Here is a 17,898-nt window from a genome sequence, read left to right on the forward strand (position 1 = left end):
CCCGATTGAACAGCGGGGATGCAGGCAGGATATGTGGTGAGGCGTACATCTGGTGTTTCATGATGGAAACATCCCTGATCAATGATCGCGTCTGAACGCACAGTGCATGCATATTGAACGGTCGTGCAACAAAAATTCGTAACGCCATCGAAAAAATAATTCCTGCACGAAAACGTTTTCTGGAATCTCGATATATTGTATATTTATTCAATAATCTGTCGGTTTCCTTCAACGGATCAGACAGGGTAATTGGGAGAAGTGTCGACGCACGCGATTTGATTGAACGTTCAGTCAATGTGCTGAGACGGATGATTGCAGAGGAAACCATCGTGGCAACTGAGCAGCGTGACGACAGCCGCCGGACCCATTTCATCAATATGACCCTTGCGGTTCTGGCCGATTGCGGAAATTCCGGCACGACGCTGGCGCGCATAGCGAATCGCGCCAATGTTTCCCCTGCCCTGCTGGTGCATTACTTTGGTGACAAGGATTCCCTTCTGGGGGCGGCATTCCAGCATCTGGTCAACCAGTTCCAGCATGACACGACGCAGGCGCTGAAATCCGCACCCACATGGCGCGCCCGGATCGCCGCGATTGTCGGCTGCTGCCTGGACAGCAGCCAGTTTCGCAAGGATGTGGGATCGGTCTGGCTGGCTTTCTGGGGGCAGGCGATCCATGTCCCGGCCATTATGGAAGTCCAGCGCATCTATCAGGAGCAGCTATTATCCAATCTGAGCAATGCGCTGCGCCCCGTCCTGTCGGAAGACCAGATCCTTCCGGTCGCGACAACCATCGGCGCCCTGATCGACGGCATATGGCTACGCGCGGCACTACAGGGCGTGGATGAAGCGGATACGCAGGCCGTTGTCGAACAGATCGGCAATTTCGTGGATTCCTGCATCGCCGGGCGTCAGGCACAGAAACTGTCCCTGCCCGCCATACAGCAGGCGATACCCGATACCTGCAAAAGCTGGATTGACGGCCGCCCCTTCGCATCCACCGGCGCGCGTTTCACCACGCTTAACCCGGCAACAGGGGAAATCCTTGCCCATGTCGAAAGTGCTACAGCCCATGAACTGAACGCGGCGATAGAAAGTGCGGGACGCGGCCAGAAGATATGGGCCGCCATGTCCGGCACGGAACGCGGTCGTATCCTGCGCCGCGCGGCTGACCTGTTGCGCGAAAACAGCAGGCTTCTGGCGCATCTGGAAACGCTCGATACCGGCAAGCCCATTGCAGAAACACAGGCCGTGGACATTCATTCCGGTGCCGACGCACTGGAATATTACGGATCGCTCGCCGCCACCATCAACGGGGAGGCGATGGATCTGGGTAGCGATGCCTTCGGCTACACCCGGCGCGAACCGCTGGGCATTACCGCAGGCATCGGGGCGTGGAATTACCCGCTACAGATTGCATGCTGGAAATCGGCGCCCGCACTGGCCTGCGGCAACGCCATGATATTCAAGCCATCGGAACTTACCCCGCTTACGGCGCTCCGGCTTGCCGAAATCTATCGGCAGGCCGGGCTGCCTGACGGGGTGTTCAATGTGCTGGCGGGCGGGCGCGAGACGGGCGAACTGCTGGCCACCGCACCGGCCATACGCAAGGTTTCGCTGACCGGTTCGGTCGGCACCGGTCGGCAGGTCATGGCTTCCGCCGCGCAGAGCCTGAAATATGTGACGCTCGAACTCGGGGGTAAATCCCCCCTCATCATCTTTGACGATGCGGATATCGGGAACGCGGTTTCAGCCGCGCTACTGGCCAATTTCTATTCCGGCGGTGAAATCTGCTCCAACGGCACGCGGGTTTTCGTCCACCAGAACATACATGAACAGTTCATCGCCGCCCTGAAGGCGCGGGTGGAAAAAATGCGTATCGGCCATCCGCTGGACCCGAAAACGCAGGTCGGGTCGCTCGTCTCGCACGACCATATGGAAAAGGTGCTCGGTTACATCGAACTGGGTAAACGGGAAGGGGCAACCCTGCTGACCGGCGGCCACCGCGTAACGGACGGCGCACTTGCCGCGGGTGCTTTTGTAGCGCCCACGGTCTTTACCAACTGCACCGATGACATGCGCATCATGCGCGAGGAGATTTTCGGTCCGGTCATGTCCGTCACCACCTTTACTGACGAGGACGAGGTGGTGGCACGCGCCAACAACACCGAATTCGGTCTGGCCGCCGGCATATTCACGCAGAATCTGGCACGCGGGCACCGGGTCATCAGCCGTCTGGAGGCCGGAACGTGCTGGATCAACAACTATAACATCACACCAATTGAAATGCCGTTTGGTGGCGTAAAGCAGTCGGGGCTTGGGCGGGAGAACAGTCGTCTCGCCCTGGAACACTATACACAGGTGAAGAGTGTATATGTCGCATTGGGCAATGTTGATTCACCTTACTGATCAAAAGGAAATTCATTGTGTCCGAATTCGATTACATCATTGTGGGCGCAGGGTCGGCGGGCTGCGTTCTGGCCAACAGGCTGACCGAGACCGGTAAGGACAAGGTTCTGCTTCTCGAATTCGGTGGCAGCGACCGCTCCATTATTGTCCAGATGCCAAGCGCGCTGGCCATGCCCATGCATGACCGCCGCTTCAACTGGTTTTATGAAAGTGAACCCGAACCCCATCTTGGCGGCCGCCGTATGAATACCCCACGGGGCAAGGGGCTGGGTGGTTCTTCATCCATCAATGGCATGGTCTATGTCCGGGGAAACCCGCTGGACTATCAGGAATGGGAAGATTCCGGTGCGCAGGGGTGGGGATACCGTCATGTCCTGCCCTATTTCCGGCGCGCCGAAGGGTGCGATGATGGGGACGGGGTCTATCGCGGCCGTTCGGGGCCACTGCACACCCAGTACGGCACGCTGGATAATCCGCTACATGAAGCATGGATGAAAGCGGGTGAGCAGGCAGGCTATGTAAGGACATCGGATTATAACGGCTTCCGGCAGGAAGGCTTCGATAAAATGGCCATGACCGTCAAGAACGGTCGCCGCTGGAACACAGCCAACGCCTATCTGCGCCCTGCCCTGTCACGCCCGGGCCTGAAGGTGGAAACGCATGCGCGCGTCACCCGCATCCTGTTTGAAGGCAGGCGTGCGGTGGGGCTGGTCTACCGTCAGGGCGGGAAGGAAACAACCGTCCGGGCGCGCAGGGAAATCATACTCAGTGGCGGGCCGGTCAATACGCCCCAGCTTCTCAAACTGTCGGGTATCGGTCCGGCGGCGGAATTGCGCGAACATGGCATTTCCGTACTGGCTGACCGCCCCGGCGTAGGCGAAAACCTTCAGGATCATCTGGAGTTTTATTTTCAGGTCGCGTGCAGAAAACCGATCACGCTCTATTCCGCCATGAGTACGCTCGCCAGGGCGCGGATTGGCCTGCGCTGGCTGCTGCGCAAGGATGGGCTGGGGGCAACCAATCATTTTGAAAGCTGCGGTTTCATACGCAGCCGACCCGGCATCCGCTACCCGGATATCCAGTTCCATTTCCTGCCGCTTGCTGTCACCTATGATGGCAAAAGTCTGGCTACGGGCCATGGCTATCAGGCGCATGTCGGGCCCATGCGCTCGAAAAGCCGGGGATGGGTGCGCCTGCGTTCCGCCGATCCGGAAGACAAGCCAAGGATCTTTTTCAATTATATGAGCCACCCCGAAGACTGGCAGGATATGCGCAACTGCATCCGCCTGACGCGTGAAATCTTCGCCCAGCCCGCTTTCGATCCCTATCGTGGACAGGAAATACAGCCCGGCGCGCAATGCCAGACTGATGAACAGATGAATGCCTTCATCCGCGATAAGGTCGAAAGCGCCCTGCATCCCTCGTGCACCTGCAAGATGGGACGAAGCGATGATCCGATGGCCGTAGTAGATGCCGAAACGCGGGTCATCGGGGTGGACGGACTGCGTATTGTGGATTCATCCATCATGCCGCGCATCACCAACGGCAACCTGAATGCCCCCACGGTCATGATAGCGGAAAAAGCCGCAGACCATATCAGGGGCATACCGTTGCTGGCGGCCTCCAACGCTCCCTTTTATGAAGCCCCGGACTGGCAGACCCGACAGCGGTAAGGCGGATACGGCCCGCCCTGAATACCGTTGGAAAAGTAGAGAAGTTTTGGGTGCCGTCTTTATTTTAAAGGCGGCACCCAAAAACTTTTATCCATACATGCCTATCTGGTCCTTACTGCGCCAGATAGCCGCCATCCACGGGCAGGACCGCGCCGGTGATGAACGATGCCTCGTCCGATGCAAGGAACAGGATGGCGCTGGCCACTTCCTCGGGCCGTCCCATCCGGCCCAGCGGGTGCATGGACACGACCTTCTCAATCCCTTCCTTGCCCATCTTGGCCACGGCTGGCGTATCGATCGTGCCCGGTGCGACTGCATTAACGCGCACACCCTTGTCAGCAAGGTCGATGGCCAGATGCTTGGTCAGGCCGGACGCCACGAATTTCGCCGGTCCATAGACCGCCTGCCCCTTCTGGCCCGCGAATGCGGAAATTGAGGACAGGCAGACGATCGCCCCCTTTCCTGCCTTCACCATCTCGGCTGCCGCGTATTTGCAGCTCAGGAACATGCCACGTCCATCAACGGCCATGGTGTGATCCCACAGATCGGCGGTAGCCGATGCCAGATCGGCTTCGGGAATGACACCGGCATTCGCGATCAGGATATCAATCCGGCCAAAATGGCGCACGGCCTCGTTCATCAGGCGCTGGACATCGGCCTCACTGGCAATGTCGCCAGCAACCGCCAGAACGTCACAGCCCCGCGCCGTCAGTTCACCCGCAACGGCATCCAGTTTTTCCTGATCCAGATCCGCGAGCACGAGTTTTGCACCCTCGGTCGCAAAACGTTCCGCCGTGGCCCGTCCCATCCCGCTGGCCGCACCGGTTATCACGGCAACCTTGTCCTGTATCCGGCCGCCGGTGGAAACTGTGTTGGGACGTGAGTGTTCTGACATCCGTTTCTCCTGATATCTGTTGTGCACAGCCCCCCAACGAACGGGAGGCCGAGACGTTGACTGCTATTTTTCCCATGCCTTTATGAAACAGGTCGTGCCAAAGCACGCATTCCGTAGACAGCATGGACCGGAAGGGTGGATTTTCCCAACGTCCCCCGGATGCCTACAACACGGTGCGGCCAAACGCCATACGGGCAGATCGTGCCGGTGCCCGTGACGCGATGCCCGATGACGCCTGTTTACGGGGCGCGTGGGCTGCGTAATAAGGGCGGAACTTTCCGTCTCTCCCTTTCAGCATCCGGGGTTCCATGATCCGTCTCGACAATATCAGCAAGCATAACGGCCATCGCGTGATCTTTATCGAGGCGTCGGCTGCGCTTCAGAAGGGGGAGAAGATCGGTCTGGTCGGGCCGAACGGCGCGGGCAAGACCACCCTGTTCCGCCTGATTACAGGGCAGGAAGAACCGGATGAAGGGCACGTCCTGACCGACCGGGGCGTGACAATCGGTTTCTTCAACCAGGATGTAGGCGAGATGGCGGGCCGCAGTGCCGTAGCCGAGGTGATGGATGGCGCCGGACCAGTCGCCGAGATCGGAACGGAACTGGCGGCACTGGAAGCCGCGATGTGCGACCCGGAGCGGTTCGACGAACTCGAAACCATTCTGGAGCGTTTTGGCGAAGTTCAGGCACGGTTTGAGGAACTGGGCGGCTACGCCCTTGAAGGCCGCGCGCGTGAAGTCCTGCACGGGCTTGGCTTCAGTCAGGAAATGATGGATGGCGATGTTGGCCGTCTGTCCGGCGGGTGGAAGATGCGTGTGGCGCTGGCACGCATCCTGCTGATGAAGCCTGATGTGATGCTGCTGGATGAGCCCAGCAACCATCTTGATCTGGAAAGCCTGATCTGGCTGGAACAGTTTCTGGCTACATATGACGGTGCGCTGCTGATGACATCGCATGACCGGGCCTTCATGAACCGGATCATTAACAAGGTGATCGAAATTGACGGCGGCGTCCTGACAAGTTTTTCGGGCGACTATGAATTTTATGAACAGCAGCGCGCCCTGAACGAGAAGCAGCAGCAGGCCCAGTTCGACCGGCAGCAGGCGATGCTGGCGAAAGAAGTCGCCTTTATCGAGCGTTTCAAGGCGCGTGCCTCGCATGCAGCGCAGGTACAGAGCCGGGTGAAGAAGCTGGACAAGATCGACCGGGTCGAACCGCCGAAGCGTCGGCAGGCGCTTTCCTTCACCTTCCCGCAGGCACCGCGATCGGGCGACGCGGTGGTCAACCTGCGTAACGTGGACAAGCGTTATGGCAGCCGAGTGATCTATCAGGGACTGGATCTGCTGATCCGGCGGCAGGAACGGTGCTGCGTGCTTGGCGTCAATGGTGCGGGCAAATCGACACTTCTGAAGCTGGTGACAGGTACGACTGAACCCGATGCCGGGACGGTGACGCTGGGGGGGAGTGTCAAAATGGGCTACTTCGCCCAGCACGCCATGGATCTTCTCGATGGCGAACGCACCGTGTTCGAAACATTGAACGACGCGTTCCCCCTGGCGGGTCAGGGTTCGTTGCGCGCGCTGGCGGGTGGGTTCGGTTTTTCGGGTGATGACGTGGAAAAAAGCTGCCGGGTATTGTCGGGCGGCGAGAAGGCGCGGCTGGTAATGGCGCTTATGCTGTATGATCCGCCGAATTTTCTGGTGCTGGATGAACCCACAAACCATCTGGACATTGCAACCAAGGAAATGCTGATCGCAGCGCTGTCGGATTATGACGGGACAATGCTGTTTGTCTCCCATGACCGGCATTTTCTGGCCGCGCTGTCAAACCGGGTTCTGGAACTGGGTCCGGACGGACTTCACCGCTATGACGGGGGCTACACGGAATACGTGGCCCGGACCGGACGCGAAGCGCCGGGGCTGCATCAGTAAGGCGTGATAGAACGGGATTTTACAGACAGCGGGCTGTAAGCCCTGTCGCAGGGAATACTACGGCAGCATCACAACCAGACGAAATGGCGCTACCCGGCCCGGTGTTCTGGCAGGACAATAAAACCTGTTATCCTGCCGGACATCCCGACGCTTGCAAGGGCCGTGATCGGGCCTGTAAAGACATAATACGCGGTTGTCACCTGCGGTATCTGATCGCATTCAGATACCGCGATCACAACCGTTCCCTGCCAGCTACCATCTGCGGTATGGCGCTGCCATCCTCAATGTCGGCGAGATGACCACTGCCCCAATAAGATGAAGGGCGTATCGGGAAGTGAGGTAACGCCCCCCTCCTCTTCTCTTATATGAGAAGGCAAGAGTAAGCGCAGGGACGCAGTGAAGCGGTCAATGCCTATCCGGTACCACATGAATGTATGAAACATTCTGGATCATTGCGCCGGTACGAAAAACTGATGATGATGATCGCCCCATCACTCATAACCGTTTAAAATCAATCAGTTCGTTTTTTGATTATCGATAATTGCAACGGTGCAATTCCTGCTTATGAAATCTCCTTCGGACGGATGGCGCATAAAAAATACCATCACTCAAACATTGGGTACGGCTCAGGACAACAGGCCATCGCGGACTGCGCTGTATTTCCCTATCTCGCACCTGCCCCGAGGGCGGCATTGACTGTACATCTTGCTCTGCCCTGCGACGCGACCTCGACCGGGTCCGTGCGCTGCCCGGTTTCATACCGATGCCGGGCCTGTCATGATGCAACATCATCAATGCTGGCGCATGCCGGGCAGGTTGGTTAGCGATTACATCCCGAAGCTACGTGCCTCTTGCAGTTCGTCCTTCAGTTTGCCCATGAGCTGGTCTACTGGCATGGCCCGGGCCAGAGGCGCTCCCTGTCCGGCCCAATAAGCACCAAAACCGCTTTCACCACAGTTTCTGGCAGCTTTATTAAGTGCTTTTCCCGCATCATAGGCAATGGGGTAGTCTGGAAGCGGTGGTATGCCTGCACTGTCACCCAGCCGAGTAAACCGGTTTGCAAGACAGCGCGCAGGTCGTCCTGAAACAAGATCGGTCATGCGTGTATGAAACGCGGCTGGTCCCTCCAAGACCTTTCGGTAAGATTCATCCGCGCCTGTCTCCGGGCAAAGAATGAAAGCCGTGCCCATCTGTGCCGCGACGGCGCCCAAAGCAAGGGCGGCCGCAATCCCTGCACCGTCCATGATACCGCCCGCAGCAATCACAGGAATGCGGCATTTCCGCACAAGAAGACGGATCAGGGCAAATGTTCCCAGCGCATCGTCGCGACCCGCGGGATCGAAAATGCCGCGATGACCCCCCGCCTCAATCCCTTGCGCTACAATCGCGTCCATCCCTGCGGCCTCGGCGGCGCAGGCTTCCTCCAGACTGGTTACCGTTGCCACCAAAATTGCACCTGTCGCCTTCAGGACCGAAATTTTCTCGGCCACAGGCAGTCCGAAATGGAAACTGACGACCGGTGGCTTCATATGCACAAGCATGTCGAGCATTTCCGGGTCATCATTGAAGCTTCGGTATATAGGATGCAGTCTGGCCGGCGGTACTGCATTGAACTCGGTGAACAGCGGTTTCAGCCACGCCAGCCACGCTTTGTCGCAGACAGGATCAACTTCCGGCGTCTTGTGTACGAACAGGTTGACGTTGAAGGGAGCCCCTGTCTGCTGCCTTACCTGGCAGATCATCTCGTGCGCGACTGTCGCACCGGCAGCCCCTACGCCAATTGAACCAAGACCCCCGGCCTGAGATACAGCAGCAGCAAGTGCTGGAGTAGAGACGCCTGCCATCGGTGCCTGCACCAATGGAATCGTCAAGCCGAGTTGTTCAGGCCAGTTCATCACCACGTCCCATCGTGCAGGCAGTTTTCTGCCTGTTCTGATGGTAGCCCATATCGCTGATCATAATATTCAAAACCATATTATCGCGCTTGCCTCCACTATGGCTTATGCGCAGGGAGGATGGACCGATGTTCGCCCATCCGGGACAGAACCGTGGCTCAGGACTCATTCTTTGATAGGGAAGATGAAGGTCGCTACGCTCTGGATGGCAGACATGAATGTATGAGCGCGCCGGTCGTATCTGGTCGCAACACGTCACTGGTCTTTGATTTCTGCAAACATGTTTCCGATAAGGCGGCGCTTTTTATATCAGGTGTCCGTTGTAAGACCGCTTTAATTTTCTGTTCTTCTTCGGTGGAATGCTGGCGGAATGGTCCAGTCTGCAAGCGCCCGCCTGTCCCGTCAGGAGGGCTGCCAGCCGAACATCGGCCCCTTTGAAATCACCGATCATCGCTCAGTCCAATAAACTGAGGAACGCCAAGCCTAAATTGCGATGTAGCTTTTATACGGAGCATTGTCTGGATGCTTGGACGGCCAGTGGCCGACCTCATAATTCCCGGCCACTCCAGAACCAGTTCTTTGCGAAACCTGCCCCGCTCTATCGTATTAGAAGTCAGAAATGCGGAAGACCAGTCGGGTTTCTGTCGTTAATTGCACCGGTGCAATTAGCATCTCACAAACGCCATCTGTCCTGCCCGTGCGCTAAATGAAACGTGGACAGATCATCTCACTTTCTATCGTCACAATCTCCCGCACAGGCTGAAGATGGCTTCCAGACGGAATAGCCCGATGCCCGGAAGCCCTGTTCCTGGCAAAACCGGGTCCGTCGTCTCAATTCCACATCGCCTGAAATCATATGGCCTATCCTGTTATGACAGGATGCGGCCAACCAAACGCACTGCCACAGAAGATTTTATCGCGGTCATTATTCTCTCTACCTTCCTGCACCCATCACTTTCATTCTTCATGGTGCCGTCACCATAATGTCCATTCCGCACCCGGATCTGGTAAGGGTTTTATTCGGCATCTTCAGCACCCACCCTGACAGTAGTTTCCAAATCTCCAGACCAAAGCTTCAGGGCTGAAGCAAACTGAATTAAAACGTTGCCGGTTTGAATGTTTTATGAGACAAAAAATATCTAAAACATTCAAATCATAATGGTCCCTTTAAAATGAGCGAATTTATCAGCCATATAGGCGGACTGGCCGAAGCAGGTGAGCGCATGATCGAGCGCCTGCGGAAGAAAGCATTCCTGCCGGAAAGCCGAAAAGGGCTGAGTGTTCGCATCGGGATCGCCGAGGTCGCATCGCTACTCGGCTGCTCGACCAATCGTATCCGGATGGCTGAAGAAGATGGTCGCCTTCCCAGCCCCACACCGACAACAAATGGCCGTCGCCCTGGTTACAGCATCGAGCAGATCCTTCATATGCGCAAGGTACTGGGCGCAAGCCCGGCACGCAGCCCTATGGATGAACCCGCGATCATCGCCGTGCAGAACTTCAAGGGGGGCGTAGGCAAGTCCACGGTCACGACCCATCTGGCCCATTACCTGGCGGTGCAGGGTTACCGTGTTCTGGTCGTTGACTGCGATAGTCAGGCTTCCACCACCACCCTTTTCGGTTTCAATCCGCATTTCAATATTACGCGCGACGAAACACTATATCCGTACCTGTCCATTGATCCCACGCAGGAAGATCTGCGCTATGCGGTCAAGCGCACGCCATGGCCCAATGTGGACCTGATCCCGTCCAATCTTGAACTGTTCGACGTGGAATATGAACTGGCTGCCGCCGGTGCAGATGGTCAGTCGGTGCTGACAGCGCGCTTTCGCAAACTGAAGCAGGGGCTGAACGAACTTGCACGCGACTATGATGTCGTTCTGCTTGATCCCCCACCTGCTCTGGGCACCATCTCCCTTGCCGTCATGCAGGCGGCAAATGCCCTGCTGGTGCCGCTGGCCGCAACCACGCCCGATTTCTGTTCAACAGTACAGTTCCTTTCCATGATGGATCAGGTCCTGCAGCAGCTTCTGGCGGCAGGCATTGCTATTGATTACAGTTTTGTGCGCCTGATCTGTTCCAAATTCGACAGCAATGATCCATCCCATGCCCTCGTCCGGGCCTTTATGGAACAGACCTTTGGCCCGGCGCTGCTGCCTGTGCCCATTCTGGAATCAGCCGAAATCAGTCATGCTGCAATCCGCATGATGTCCGTTTATGAACTGGCAAAACCCATTGGCACATCCAAGACACATAAACGGTGTCGCGCCAATCTGGACGAAGCACTGGGACAAGTGGAGCAGCTTATCCGGCAGAGCTGGGGCAGGGTGGCTCCCGCAAGCGAGGCAGAGGCCATCTATGCTGTCTGATAATATAAGTATGTGCGGCAGTCCTGCTGCCTGTGAACGGGATGCCGTCTGATGGCCCGTAAACAGAGCGACTATCTGAAAGAACTTCTCAGTTCCGAACCCGATGGTCCCGCCACACCTCCTGCCGCCGAAAGGGTAAGGCCAACAACCCTGCTGAGCAGGGAGTCAGCGCTTGCACGCGTACAATCCGGCCAGACCCGGCAGGTGACGCAACATCTTCTGGACCCGGCACGCGTTCGCGTCTGGCCCGGAAACGCCCGTATTTATGCGCAGCTTAATGAGCAGAACTGCCGCGAACTGATTGATTCAATCATCGCGGAAGGCGGCCAGAAAGTGCCCGCAGTCGTAAGGCGCGTTACCGACGATCCCGCTTACGATTATGAAGTGGTCGCCGGAACCCGGCGGCACTGGTCCGTGCAATGGCTGCGCAATCATTCCTACCCGGACCTCAGGTTTCTGGCCCAGGTTGCCAATCTGGATGATGAAGCCGCCTTCCGTCTGGCTGATCTGGAAAATCGTGCGCGACAGGATGTATCCGATATCGAACGGGCACGGAATTACGCATCGGCCCTGACCCTGCATTATGATGGCAAGCAGAAACGGATGGCCGAACGCCTGCGGGTCTCCCCCGGATGGCTTTCCAAGATGCTGCAGGTCGCCAATATACCTGACAACATATTGGCGGCATTTTCCAGTTGGCATGATGTCCAGCTCAAGCCGGCCTATAACCTTGCGCGGGCGCTAGGGAATACGGATGCCGCGGAACGGATAGCCGTGGCCGCGACCCGACTTGCACAGGAACAGGCCGAAGCCAGAAAGCAGGGACACGAAGGACCGAGTGCATCCGAAGTCATGCGTCGGCTGCTTCATGCTGCCCGGAACGACGCCGCATCCATGAACGAAGCCCCCATAGAAATCCGTTCGGCTCTCGGCCGCGTGGCCATGAGTGTGCAGAGTGTAAACCGGCAGGGGATTACGGTCCGGCTCCATACCGGTGCTGGTGCCGATACTGATGAATATCTTTCGGGCCTGAAAGATATCCTCGAACGGCTCAGGGCATCGGGGAAAATATTCTGAATGCGTGCCGGTTTCCCCGGGGAAATTTCCATGCGGGCCCTATCCCCCCTATCGGGCCAAAGTTTCCCCGGGGAAATTCAATTGCGCCACTTCATTAAACTTCCTGTCGGCCCTTCCTGATAATTTCCCCGGGGAAACTTCCATGATGAACAAGCGTGAGGAACCGAAAACGGATCAGATTGATCTGTTCCTCCCCTATCTCGCGGATCTGCCACTGCGCGACCAGCGGGAAATGATGGAGCGGCCTTTCTTCAGCCTTGCAAAATCAAAACGCCTGAAACCCATCGATTACAAAAGCCCCGATGGAAAGCTCTGGGTGCATGTTTCCGCCAATCCGGATTATGGAATGGCGACGATCTGGGATGCGGACCTGTTGATCTACTGCGCCAGCATTCTGGCGGATATGGCCCGGCGCGGACAGAATGATATTCCCCGCAGACTTCATCTGATGCCCTATGATGTACTCAGGGCAATCGGCCGTCCTACAACCGGGCGGGCTTATGAACTGTTGGGGCAGGCACTGGATCGCCTTGTCTCAACAACCGTCAAGACCAACATTCGGGCCGAAAACAGGCGGGAAGCAACATTCTCATGGCTGGATGGCTGGACCCAACTGGTGGACGAAAAAACCGAACGCAGCCGTGGCATGACCATAGAACTGTCGAGTTGGTTTTATGATGGCGTACTCATGAACGGGGGCGTCCTGTCGATAGACAAGGCCTATTTCAACATCACCGGGGGACGGGAACGATGGTTATATAAGGTCGCCCGCAAACATGCAGGTGGCGCGGGCGAAATCGGGTTCTCCATTTCCCTTCCCACCCTGTTTATCAAATCCGGAGCTGAGGGAAATTACAGACGGTTCAAATTTGAAATCGGCAAGATTGCCGCGCGCAATGAGCTGCCCGGCTTCGCACTTGAAATCGAGATACCAGCCGGAAAATCCGAACCCCTGCTCCGGATGCGAAGAAGACAGGATAACCCGATCCCGGATACATCACCGCTTCCGAGCGTGAAACGCCGCACGACTTCAAGGAAAAAAGAAAGTCCATCCCTATCTTCCGGCGAACCGTCGCATCTGGATGGGGCAGGGACGGGTTCCTTTGCCGATGCGGACCTGACTGCGGATACTTTGGCCCTTTTGCGGTCTGAATGTCCGGGATGGGATTTTGAATCCTTGCATCAGGAATTCCGTCACTGGCTTTCCCAGGACCAGAGCCGGACCCCTGCAAACTATCAGGCCGCCTTTATCGGCTTCGTCAGACGTTACCATTCTAACAACAAGCACCAGCTCGGTCTTTAAAGACATTGGCAAGGCCCATCGCGCTGACCTGTTTCTTTTTTTGGAATATCCAACGGTTTCCTTATCCCATTAGCTGGTCTGTATCCCTGTATCATACGGATATGGCCGCCAGACCTGATCACGGCATTTCTGCCCCCATAATCAGGCAGCAGGCCGGGATTCCGTAGCAGGGGAGGCATTTCCCTTGATCGGATTCTGGTTCATCTACCGATATCAGCGCAAGAAAAGCCTTCCCCGATGATCAGGATCTCGCTCCCCGGATCAGATGGCCCTTGATATTGACCCAGCCGCCCCCTGTTCCAGACCAGAATTCCATGCAGGTGTTCCCGAAGTGTCGGGTCTGCTCTTGCCACCTGCAATACGATGCGAATGGAGTGATATCAGCTTGAAAAAATTGAACGTGGTTTTTGCTTCTTCCTGAAAAACTGATTCAAGTGAGCGGATAAAATAGCCCCTTGATCCATGCTTTCGACATATTGGGAACGGCCCTCGATCCTTCGGGAACAGTAACCCGACACTTCAGGAACACCAGAGCCGACACTTCAGGAACGGATTCACGACACTTCGGGAACAGCCAGACCTCTCTATCCCGCTGTGTTCCGGGCATTTTTCAGCCTGTTTGTTCCCTTAACCTTTAAACTCTTTCTTTTAACCTTCTAACTTTCTTGTGGGCGTTCGACAGAACAGGATTTCAAGAGGGTTTATCTGTGTTTAAAACGCGACATGTGGACGCCAGCACAGCGGGGCCATATGGCCAGCATTCCCGCAGGACGAGATGCTGGCCCTCTAAATCCGACCGATAAGGAATAAAGGCGCATAACATCCTGCTGACGACAACGAACCGGTTTGGCCGGAAACAAGCGACCTATGTCCGTAAACCGTCAATACGCTTCGCTATCTTGTCCGATCAGGTTCTGGCTGGGAAATGTTATGGTTCATTTTCGTCCATTGCAGACTATCTGTTCGTGGTTTCGTAGACTGATGCGCCGTTTCCTGCTTCAGCCCATCCATGATGTTCACACTGATAGTCAGAGCATCAAGACACCCCATGCAAAGAAAGGTGGTTGGCGCTCTATCAGCGATCCCATCATTGGATGGATGCGGACTGCTTCGAAGTGTGGGTGTCTAATTTTCGTATTGCCTTTAACCGCAGGGCGGTACCAATGGCAGCCACTCTGAACAGTCAGACGTTACATCCGACGCCAAAAAGTGATCCTTACTCCGAACATGCTGGAAGCATGCGTTGGGACACTACCTTACAGATGAGAGGTCAGAAATCTACCCGGTTTGCCCAATAAGGATCTCGTGACACATCAGCACAGTGGGAAATGAACCCATAGCGTTATGGTTTCATTTAATCACGCATTCAGTTTCCTATGACCAGAACTGTGAATATAACAGAGCTGCGAGAAGTGCCCGATCGGCATGCCTCATATCCATATGAATAACAGAGGTAGCTGGAAACAGGAGATAACGGCCAAATATTTCTCGTGTGGGTATCAATATTTTTACCTGTCTATATTCATCCATAACCAGACATGGCCTGCTTATATTCCACTTATAAACGCAGGTTATGATCTTATGTATAATCTGTCTTGGACGTCATATGTCTGATTGATCTACTACCATTTCCAAGACACCTGAGCATGTATCTGTCTTTCAGGCCAGAGCATTGCTTACGGGACCACTATGCTGGGAAGTATTTATTTCTCTCGCATAAGTTTTGGAAAGTATCGATGCAGTACGCACATGACCCGGCGCTCCTTCTGGCGCGCTTTCAGTTCGCCTTTACCGTAGGCGTCCATATCATCTTTCCAGCCTTTTCAATCGGACTGGCCGCCTATCTGGCGGTTCTGGAAGGGCTGTGGCTCAGGACAGGACGGCCTGTATTCCTTGATCTGTACCGATACTGGATCAAGGTGTTCTCCATCGTTTTTGGCATGGGCGTCGTCTCGGGACTGGTCATGTCGTATGAGTTCGGCACGAACTGGTCGATCTTTTCCAAAAAGGCCGGGCCAATTACAGGCGTGCTTCTGTCCTACGAAGTCATGACCGCCTTCTTTCTCGAAGCAGGCTTCCTTGGCGTCATGCTGTTCGGCATGAACAAGGTGGGGCGCAAACTCCATTTTGCGGCCACATGCTGCGTATCGGTAGGCACCCTGATTTCCATGACGTGGATACTGTCTTCCAATTCATGGATGCAGACGCCACGCGGCTACACAATTGACCCGGCCACGGGACGGTTCATGCCGGCGGACTGGCTGGCCATCATCTTCAATCCGTCCTTTCCGTTCCGTCTGGTGCATATGGGACTGGCGGCTTTTCTGTCCGTCGCCTTCATCGTGGGCGCCACGGGGGCGTGGCACATGCTCAGGGCACGCAAGGCCGGGAAGATTTCCAGCGAACCCGTGCGGGTCATGTTTTCCATGGCCATGTGGATGGCGGCCATTGTAGCACCCCTGCAGATCCTTGCAGGCGACGCGCATGGTCTTAATACCCTGAAGTATCAGCCGGTGAAAATCGCGGCAATGGAAGGGGACTGGGATACAGAGGGGCGTGCCCCGGAACTGCTGTTCGGCATTCCCAACATGAAAACCGAACATACGGATTATGCCGTCAGGCTGCCACTGGCCGGATCGCTGATCCTGACACATAGCCTGAATGGCAAGGTGCCGGGCATGAAGGATTTCCCGCGCGACCAGCGGCCGCCTTCGCCGGTCATCTTCTTCTCTTTCCGCATCATGGTCGCCCTCGGCATGCTGATGATGCTGGTGGGGCTGTGGTCCCTGTGGCTGCGGCGGAACAGCACCCTGTTCACCAGCCCGGTTTTCCACCGTGTCGCGCTGTGCATGGCCCCTGCGGGGTTTCTGGCGCTGCTGTGCGGCTGGGTTACGACGGAAGTCGGCCGCCAGCCGTGGACGGTCTATGGCCTGCTGCGCACGTCTGACAGTGTATCACCCGTCGCCCTGTCCTCCATGGCGTTTTCGATGACGGCGTTCGTGGTGGTCTACGTGCTCGTATTCGGTTCCGGGATGGGCATTCTCGTCCGCATGCTGGGCCGCGCGCCACAGGAAGGCGAGCATGATGCCAGCCCTGCCCACGCTCCCGAGATTCTGGCAGCCCGCATGCATCCGGGCGTGATTGACCCCTCTACTGGCAAAGGAGCCTGAGGCATGATGGACTTCGCATACTGGCTCCCCATCGTGTGGGCCGTCATACTGGTGGCCGCCATTTCGATCTATGTCGTCCTTGACGGCTTTGACCTCGGCATCGGGATGCTGTTCGCACTTGAACGCCATCCGGGCCGTCGGGATGTGATGGTCAACACCATCGCACCCGTATGGGACGGGAACGAGACATGGATGGTGCTGGGTGGGGCCGTGCTTTACGGGGTTTTCCCCGGCGCATACGCCACTTTGCTGCCCGCCTTCTACCTGCCGATCGTGCTGATGCTGCTGGCGCTGATCTTTCGCGGCGTGGCGTTTGAATTCCGTGTCATGACGCGTGGAACGGGAAGGGAAGGGGTGTGGAATGTCGGCTTCATGGCAGGTTCCGCCATCGCCGCATTCTGTCAGGGCGCGATCCTGGGCGGCGTGGTGCAGGGGATCAGGGTCGTTGACGGGGCCTTTGCCGGCGGCCCGCTCGACTGGCTGACGCCGTTCAGCATTCTGTGTGGCCTGGCGGTCATGTGTGGTTATGCCCTGCTGGGGGCGACATGGCTGATCTGGCGCACCACTGGCGTGCTGGAAGCATCATGCCGCCGCTGGGCTGCCCGGCTGGCTGTGGGGCTGTTCCTCGGCATCGTGGCGGTCAGCCTGTGGACGCCGCTGCTGCACGCGCCTTACCTGCGCCGCTGGACCGACTGGCCGAACATTCTGTTTGTCGCTCCAGTGCCCGTTCTGGTTGCCGTGCTGGCCGTCCTGTTTGCCATCGGGCTGCGCAGGGGACATTCCAGGGGGCCGTTCCTGTGTGCGCTGGGCTGGTTCTTCCTGTGCCTGTCCGGTCTCGGGATTACGCTGTGGCCCTATGCCGTGCCGCCGGGCCTGACGTTGTGGGATGTGTCTTCTCCGCCATCCAGCCAGTTCTTCCAGTTGATCGGCACCGCCATCCTGCTGCCGATCATCCTGACCTACACGATCTATTCCTATCACGTCTTTCGCGGAAAGGTGACGGAAACCGATGGGTATCACTGAGATTGTCCATGGGAACGGAGATGACGCACCCCCGCGTACCGGTGCCCGGATCGCATGGTTCGTTGCGATCTGGTCGCTGAGCACCACTGTATTTTTCGGGGCGGCGTCCCTGCTTCACCTGATCGTTCCCAGATAAACCGGGCGGCATGACCGC

The 17,898-nt window shown here is 56.8% G+C and carries 10 protein-coding genes; 8 read left to right on the forward strand and 2 right to left on the reverse strand.

The genetic code is table 11. The features are described 5' to 3' along the window. Positions 1–329 precede the first annotated feature (329 nt). Together betB and betA are read left to right on the forward strand one after the other, a co-directional pair. Positions 330–2,408, forward strand: a complete 2,079-nt coding sequence (gene betB / locus KSAC_RS14780) for a betaine-aldehyde dehydrogenase (RefSeq protein ID WP_243705386.1) — start codon at positions 330–332, stop codon at positions 2,406–2,408. A gap of 14 nt (positions 2,409–2,422) precedes the next feature. Next, positions 2,423–4,081 (forward strand): choline dehydrogenase, encoded by a 1,659-nt coding sequence (gene betA, locus KSAC_RS14785; RefSeq protein ID WP_132306444.1) that lies wholly within the window; start codon positions 2,423–2,425, stop codon positions 4,079–4,081. 112 nt (positions 4,082–4,193) lie between these two features. Here the strand turns inward: betA and KSAC_RS14790 are convergent, their stop codons facing one another. Then, positions 4,194–4,976 carry an SDR family NAD(P)-dependent oxidoreductase gene (locus KSAC_RS14790; RefSeq protein WP_110547716.1) on the reverse strand — a complete coding sequence of 261 codons (783 nt, stop codon included), beginning with the start codon at positions 4,974–4,976 and terminating at the stop codon, positions 4,194–4,196. 308 nt (positions 4,977–5,284) lie between these two features. Here KSAC_RS14790 and KSAC_RS14795 point away from each other — a divergent pair, with 308 nt between their 5' ends. After that, complete coding sequence (locus KSAC_RS14795; RefSeq protein WP_132306446.1) at positions 5,285–6,907, forward strand: ABC-F family ATP-binding cassette domain-containing protein; 1,623 nt, start codon at positions 5,285–5,287, stop codon at positions 6,905–6,907. Positions 6,908–7,734: 827 nt separating this feature from the next. Here the strand turns inward: KSAC_RS14795 and KSAC_RS14805 are convergent. Then, positions 7,735–8,802 (reverse strand): NAD(P)H-dependent flavin oxidoreductase, encoded by a 1,068-nt coding sequence (locus KSAC_RS14805; protein WP_132306448.1) that lies wholly within the window; start codon positions 8,800–8,802, stop codon positions 7,735–7,737. Between the two features lie 1,172 nt (positions 8,803–9,974). Between KSAC_RS14805 and KSAC_RS14810 the strand changes: the two genes are divergently transcribed. The 5 genes from KSAC_RS14810 (at position 9,975) to cydB (ending at position 17,744) form a co-directional block, all read left to right on the forward strand. Then, positions 9,975–11,171 carry an AAA family ATPase gene (locus KSAC_RS14810; protein ID WP_110547719.1) on the forward strand — a complete coding sequence of 399 codons (1,197 nt, stop codon included), beginning with the start codon at positions 9,975–9,977 and terminating at the stop codon, positions 11,169–11,171. A gap of 51 nt (positions 11,172–11,222) precedes the next feature. Further along, positions 11,223–12,248: a ParB/RepB/Spo0J family partition protein gene (locus KSAC_RS14815; RefSeq protein ID WP_132306450.1), complete on the forward strand. Its 1,026-nt coding sequence runs from the start codon at positions 11,223–11,225 to the stop codon at positions 12,246–12,248. Positions 12,249–12,390: 142 nt separating this feature from the next. After that, entirely contained in the window at positions 12,391–13,551 is a 1,161-nt protein-coding gene (locus tag KSAC_RS14820; protein WP_132306452.1) for a replication initiator protein A, read from the forward strand. A gap of 1,736 nt (positions 13,552–15,287) precedes the next feature. Next, a complete protein-coding gene (locus tag KSAC_RS14825) occupies positions 15,288–16,721 on the forward strand; it encodes a cytochrome ubiquinol oxidase subunit I (RefSeq protein ID WP_132306454.1) in 1,434 nt (477 codons plus the stop codon). Between the two features lie 3 nt (positions 16,722–16,724). Then, positions 16,725–17,744 carry a cytochrome d ubiquinol oxidase subunit II gene (gene cydB, locus KSAC_RS14830; RefSeq protein WP_118963744.1) on the forward strand — a complete coding sequence of 340 codons (1,020 nt, stop codon included), beginning with the start codon at positions 16,725–16,727 and terminating at the stop codon, positions 17,742–17,744. Positions 17,745–17,898: the final 154 nt, after the last annotated feature.

Origin of the sequence: Komagataeibacter saccharivorans (assembly GCF_004348195.1) — a bacterium.
GTDB lineage: Bacteria > Pseudomonadota > Alphaproteobacteria > Acetobacterales > Acetobacteraceae > Komagataeibacter > Komagataeibacter saccharivorans.